This is a genomic window from Phascolarctobacterium succinatutens CAG:287 (assembly GCF_000434895.1).
Taxonomy (GTDB): domain Bacteria; phylum Bacillota; class Negativicutes; order Acidaminococcales; family Acidaminococcaceae; genus Phascolarctobacterium_A; species Phascolarctobacterium_A succinatutens_A.
Genome location: NZ_FR892819.1, coordinates 78,183 through 84,557 on the forward strand (window position 1 = coordinate 78,183; position 6,375 = coordinate 84,557).

Here is a 6,375-nt window from a genome sequence, read left to right on the forward strand (position 1 = left end):
TGCTGCATGGCTTGAATATACCTATGACGTTGACGATGTGGAAATGTTTTCAAGTGATTTTTTGAGTGCGTTTACTCATATGTTGGCGTTTAATATCTGCGTACAACTTACCGGCAACAGCGGCTTGCAGCAGACACAGTATCAGCTTGCAATGGCGGCATTACAAAAAGCAAAGTATACCACGGCAAGCGAAAAGAAAGAATTGCCGGACTACCCGAGTAAATACTTTGACGGGAGGGCGTAATTATGGCTAGTGGGTTAACACCTTATTATTTATTGCAGCCTGCGTTTACCGGCGGCGAAATCAGCGCCGAAGTTGCCAACCGCGTCGATTTGGATAAGTACCAGCTTGCGGTACTGCAAGCCTATAACTGCCTTATCAAGCCGCACGGTCCTATTTATCGCAGACCGGGCATGAAGTATATGGCACGAACAAAATATAGTGACAAAGCGTGCATCCTGGTACCATTCAACGGCGCAGATAGCACCGACTATCTTTTGGAGCTTGGCGAGAAATATATAAGGGTGCATAAGAACGGACTTTATATAAACATAGAAGTTATGACACCGTACACGGCGGATATGCTGCAAGATTTGAGATTTGTTCAAAGCGCAGATACTATGTTTATCGCCAGCGGCAAATATCCCGTAAAACAGCTTGCAAGATATTCAGACACTGACTGGCGGTTTGCTGATTTTGAAATTACTGATATGTATTTCGACGAATCAACCTCACTTGAAAATTATAGCGGCATAAGCTATACAGTGCCCGGCACTTATAATTTCCAACCGACTGTAACCGGTGAATATCAGATTGATATAGCTGGTGCAGGCGGCGGTGGCGGTGGCGGCGTTAAATATTCAAAACCGCGTGAACACGGATACACTTACTATTGTGTTGGCGGCGGCGCAGGTGGCAATGGGGAGCGCATTATAAAAACTGTAACGCTGGATAAAGGCACAAGTTATACGATTACAGTCGGTAGCGGCGGCGGTGGCGGCGGCGGCAAAGGTAGTTACGGAACAGCCTCTAGTGGCGGCAATGGCGGAAACAGTACTGCTTGCGGCTTGACCGGTAGAGGTGGCGGCGGCGGTGGCGGTGGTAGCCGTGTATCTATTGACGGCAGTTACGAAAGCACAAGGGGCGTGCAAGGCACAACCTATGGCGCAGGTGGTGGCGGTATTGGTGGTGTTGCGGGTACTAAATATAAAGACAATGCTGGCAAAGCAGGCGCTGATGGTTGGGCAAAGATTTTATATACCGGCAATAAAGAATTGACACCTTCGGGAACAACAGGCGATATTACCTTGACGAGCAACAAGAATATTTTCGCCGGCAGTAAGCCTGGTGCGTATATCAAACTTAAACAAGAGATTGCCAGCAAGACTGTATCAACTAGCAACGGCACTACGGAAAGAGTACGCGTAGGCGAAAATTGGAAGGTTATCAGTCACGGAACCTGGAGCGGTAGTTTTACTATAGAAAAGAGCGACGATGGCGAAAGTTGGAAGGAATACAGGAAATATACATCCGGAAATGACTACAATCCGTCTGAAAGCGGCAGTGTAACAGAACCGGTATTTCTAAGAGCAGTATGCACTATAACTAGCGGAACTTGTACTGTCGATTTAACAGCAATGGCCTACAATGCGGAAGGCGTTGTAAAGCTTACTGAAATCACCAGCGACAGCACGGCAAAAGCTCATGTTGAAAAAGAGTTAGGCTCAACAGATATGACTACTAATTTCTTGTGGGGCGCATGGAGTGAAGAATTCGGCTACCCGCAAACACTGTGCTTTTTCCAAGACAGACTATGTTTTGGCGGCACGAAGAAGCAGCCTTACATGGTATGGATGAGCAGAACCGGTGATTACGGCAATTTCAGTGTAGAGAAAGCCAGCGGCACTGTTACCGATGATAGTGCAGTAGCACTTGCGTTTGTAAGCCGCAAGCAGTTTAAGATTTTGCATTTGATAGCAAGCACCGATTTAATTGTCTTGACCGCTGGCAACGAATGGACAGTAAGCGGCAGCGATACTGTAACCCCATCTAAGGCCGTACTGAAAATGCAGACTACACGCGGATGCAGCACTGTTGAGCCGCTGATGATTGGCGGCAGAATCGTGTTTGTACAAGGCCGTGGAAGCACTGTAAGGGATATGGCATATAGCTATGAAACAGACAGCTACGGCGGCAATGACTTAACCTTGCTGGCAAAGCATATCATAGAGAATGTACAGATTGTCGACAGTGCATACAAGCAGGAACCCGACAGCACTATATACTTTGTGAGAAGCGACGGCAGCATGGCTTGCTTATCCTACATCATGGAACAAAAAGTATATGCCTGGTCGACGATAGAAACGCAAGGCAAGATTGAAGCTGTGGCGGCAGTGCAGGAAGGCGACGAGGATATTATTTATCTTGTAGTACAACGAGAAATAAACGGCGTGACAGTACGCAATATCGAATATCTGGCAAAGAATCCTGCAAAGAGCAATAACCCCGACGATTATATTATGCTTGATAATGCTATTGAGTATAGCACTGCTGAAAAGAGCAGTGGGGAAACAGAGATTGATGCGGCAGAATTGGCAGGTGAAAAAGTTACTGTTATCGGTGATGGAAGAATGTATAGCGGACTGACAGTAAGTCAAGACGGCACTGTGACGCTCCCGGCGGCCGTACAACACGCTTTTATTGGCTTGCCCTATAGAAGTATCGTGGAACTTCCAAACGTCGAAATTAAGACTGGTGACGGCACTATGCAAGGACGCAAAAAGCAGATTAGTAATTGCATCCTGCGTTTAAGTAATTCTCTTGGCGGCATGGTCGGGCCGGATATAAATACTATGGACTTGATGAACTTTGATGAGCAGAACGCAGTGAGCGATATTAAATTATTTACCGGCGACAAGCATATGACTTTGCCTATTGGCGGCTTTAACAACGAAGGCAGAGTGATTATCGTTACGGATGAGCCATATCCTTTTAACTTGCTGGCGGTAGTGCGGGAGGTGTCTTTCGGTGGCTAAGAAGTGGACTGTTGAAATCCTTGATAATAAGTCAAAAGAAAATGTTGTGCCGTTGATTGAAGAACTTATGCAAGATATACGGCCGCATGATAAGGAAGATTTGGAAGCAAGCAGTGACCCGGTATTTGTGCTTATTGGCAGTATCAAGCTTGACGAAGAAACAAGGGTGTACCGTGGTGAGGACGGAAAACTGCTTGCGATATTCGGCAAGGGCACTATGGAATGGGGCGCGCCAGGGCGCGGAATCTGGATGGTAGGCACGAACGAACTTTATAATGGTTACACAAAGAGCCTGCTTTTCAAAGAGGCTAAAAGAGTGCTGAATAAATGGGCGCGTGAACATGGACTGCTGCACAATATCGTCTACGAGAAGAACCGCACTAGCATTAACTATTTAAGACACTTGGGAGCGGTATTTTTGGTAGAGCCTAAAACAGGTTGGGACGGCAAGAAATTTTATCAGTTTTATATTCCATATAGAGGGGAGTGAGCGTAATGGGTACACTTGGAATCTTAATGGGTCTGCAAACTGTTATGCAGTTAAGCGGACAACATCAGCAGGCCAAACAGCAGGAGCAGGCATATAAAGCGCAGGCGCAGGCTGCACAGCAGAACGCGGCTATTATGAGCCGCCAACGTGAGCAGCAGGCAGAAGCGTATGCGCAGAAGCAAAGCCAACTCAACGATAGAATGAGGCTTGCAAGAGGGCAGGCACTGGCGGCGGCCGGCAGCAGCGGGCTAACCGGCAGCGGCAGTGTCAGCGATATTCTTTCAAGCAGTGAGGACGCTTACAAAAAAGACAGTATGAATCTGTTGCAGAATCAGCGTAATGATGCGTGGAGCACTTATGTAAACGAGGTTAATTATCGCAACCAGGCAAGCGCATATAATGCGGCGGCGAAGAACGCTAAAGCCAACGGCAAAATGCAGATGTTTAGTACGCTTGTAGGTGCGGCGGCGAACGCTTACTCTAAAGGCATGATTGGCGGCAGCAAGGGAACAACTACAGTAAGCGGTGATGAATGGTACGATGCTAACAGTGATTTCAATCTTCCTGCTAGCAATATGAACGGCTTCAATCTTTACAACCAGGCAAAGAAGAATAACCCGTTCATGGATAATGCAGGCTTTACTAAATGGAACTGGTAAGGGAGGTGCAGTATGAAGATTGCAGGTTATCAAGGCAGCGTCAATTTAGGTACCGGCGGCGGTGCGACTGTCAAGGTATCGAGTGACCTTAACGCTTATGGCAGCGGCGGCAAAGGACTTGCCGCTATTGCCGGTGCCGCCAACAAATGGGCGGTAGCAGTAGAAGCACAGCAAGAGGATGAGGACAAACAGTCTATCCTTAACGCTATGGATATATTTAATAAGAGCCGCTATAACATCATGTACAACGATGAAAGCGGCCTTATGAATACGAAATTAGAAGGCACTGCCGGTGCAGGCAGCAGTTATACGGAGCAGATAAATAAGGCAAGGCAGGATGTATTAAGTAATACCAAACTGCACAGCCAAAAGAATCAGCTTGCATTAGACCATTTAATGTATCAGAGCGCACAGCAAGGCTTCCAGACTGTCGACCAATACGAGCAGAAGCAAAAAGAAGCAGTCACTGATTTGCGCTATGACAATAATATTCAGAACTCCTGCGAGTTTGTACAGAAGAACTGGAACAACCCGCAGGCGCTGCAAGATGAAATTATTCGTACACAGTTGCTGACAAGTGCTATATATGGCAAGCGTGGCGCAGAGTTTATCGAATCTAAGAGCAGAGCCAACATTGGGCAGGTGGTAGCAAGTGCCGTCGGGGCAAGCATCACCAACGAAGATTATGGCACTATGCGTAACATCATGGACAAGTACGGTAGTTATCTGACTGCCAATCAGCGAGCCGCTTTTGAGAAGGTGGCATACGATAAAGAGAGCAGCGCTTTTGAAAGAAATACCGCTAAAGATTTGTATGCTAAATATGGCGACGATGAAGAAGCAGTGCGCAAAGAGGTTGAAAACATGGACGCTTTTTCACCAGAAGGCGGCAAAGTCGAAACGCAGGCAGAAGGCACTACATGGGTAAGGAACAGCGGTGTTTCCCTTGATGGCGTAAAGCAGCAAGTAACCATCGGCCTTTCTGATATTGCGAAAGAATTTAACACATTGAGCGGCGCACAGCTTATTGTCACTAGCGGCACGGATAGTACAGATATTCACGCTGCCGGTGAGCACAGCCACGGCGCAGGCGTCAAACTTGATGTTGCAGCTGACTGGCTAGAGAACGCAGACAATCGCAAGAAATTTATTTCTTATATGCAAAGTAAAGGAATCAAGGTATTGGACGAATATTCTAATCCATCGACAAACTCTACGGGTGGGCACCTTGATTTGGACTTTACGGACTATAAAGGCGGCACAGTAGCACACAAACATATAAGCCTAGACGGGCAAGACCGCATTATGAAGCAGTACCGCATTATTAAGGCAGACCATGACAGAATAGAAACTTATAAGAAAAACAAACTTTTTGAAGGAATAAAGAATGAGATATTTGCTATGTTTAATAACGGTACAAGCTACAGTGAAGCTATGACGTGGGCTACTAACCAGGCAGGCAGTGACCCCGACAAGTACGTAACATACCGTAATGCGGTGGAGGCGATATACGGACCGCAAGGCAGAAGCGGAAGCAGTGGTGGCGGTGGACGTGAAGCCATAGCTAAACTTGGCAGTGACGGCAAAGAAGCAGTGATTTCTATGCTGGAAGCAGGCAGGTTTAAATCTAAGGCAGAATTTTTAGCTTTTGCAAGAAGCCACGGAGCAACTAATTCAGATATGAATTCATTGGATAAGTCTTATGATAATTGGTTGAGTGGCGCAGGCGAATATGCTTATGATTGGGACGGGCTTTGCAAGTATGTAATGGGTACTTCTTCTAACGATAAAGTAAAACAAGGGCTAAAGATATACGGCAAACAGTGGGTACGAACGTACCGCGCCGAACACAACGGCATGAACCCGGATGAATCAGTATTAGTTGATGCCATGAAGCAGGCTATCACCACACGGACTTTTGGTTCTTATGTAACAAAGCCGGGCTTCTTGTGGGATAGCACAAAGACTTTTAGCGGCAGTGATGCACTGTTAGCAAAAGCGGGCATAGCCAGAGCTGAAAAAATTGCTGACGATTGGTATCACGTAACATACTTTGACGGCAGCGACGGCAATGTCAACGGTGGCTATCTTGATGAGGTTATGAATGGAGATTATTAAATGAGCTGGGAAGATAACGAAAAAGAATTTCAAAGACTGCGAAACGAAAAACAGGATTGGTATAATGGCGGG

The 6,375-nt window shown here is 46.6% G+C and carries 5 protein-coding genes; all 5 read left to right on the plus strand.

What is annotated here, in order from left to right; genetic code table 11:
• Positions 1-244 (plus strand): hypothetical protein (locus BN587_RS12070; RefSeq protein ID WP_303684967.1); only part of this gene is annotated, 244 nt, incomplete at its 5' end.
• A 2-nt stretch (positions 245-246) separates the two neighbouring features.
• On the plus strand, positions 247-3,036 hold the full coding sequence (locus tag BN587_RS11560; RefSeq protein ID WP_021721004.1) for a hypothetical protein: 2,790 nt from the start codon (positions 247-249) through the stop codon (positions 3,034-3,036).
• Complete coding sequence (locus BN587_RS10040; protein ID WP_021721005.1) at positions 3,029-3,526, plus strand: hypothetical protein; 498 nt, start codon at positions 3,029-3,031, stop codon at positions 3,524-3,526. The genes BN587_RS11560 and BN587_RS10040 overlap by 8 nt, the downstream gene beginning before the upstream one ends.
• A 5-nt stretch (positions 3,527-3,531) precedes the next feature.
• A complete protein-coding gene (locus BN587_RS10045) occupies positions 3,532-4,185 on the plus strand; it encodes a virion core protein, T7 gp14 family (RefSeq protein ID WP_021721006.1) in 654 nt (217 codons plus the stop codon).
• Positions 4,186-4,197: 12 nt separating this feature from the next.
• On the plus strand, positions 4,198-6,303 hold the full coding sequence (locus BN587_RS10050) for a hypothetical protein (protein WP_021721007.1): 2,106 nt from the start codon (positions 4,198-4,200) through the stop codon (positions 6,301-6,303).
• The last annotated feature ends 72 nt before the right edge of the window (positions 6,304-6,375 follow it).

Coding starts and splice junctions, on each gene's coding strand:
- BN587_RS10050 (WP_021721007.1), top strand. CDS start 4,198: ATGAAGATTGCAGGTTATCAAGGCAGCGTCAATTTAGGTACCGGCGGC.
- BN587_RS10045 (WP_021721006.1), top strand. CDS start 3,532: ATGGGTACACTTGGAATCTTAATGGGTCTGCAAACTGTTATGCAGTTA.
- BN587_RS11560 (WP_021721004.1), top strand. CDS start 247: ATGGCTAGTGGGTTAACACCTTATTATTTATTGCAGCCTGCGTTTACC.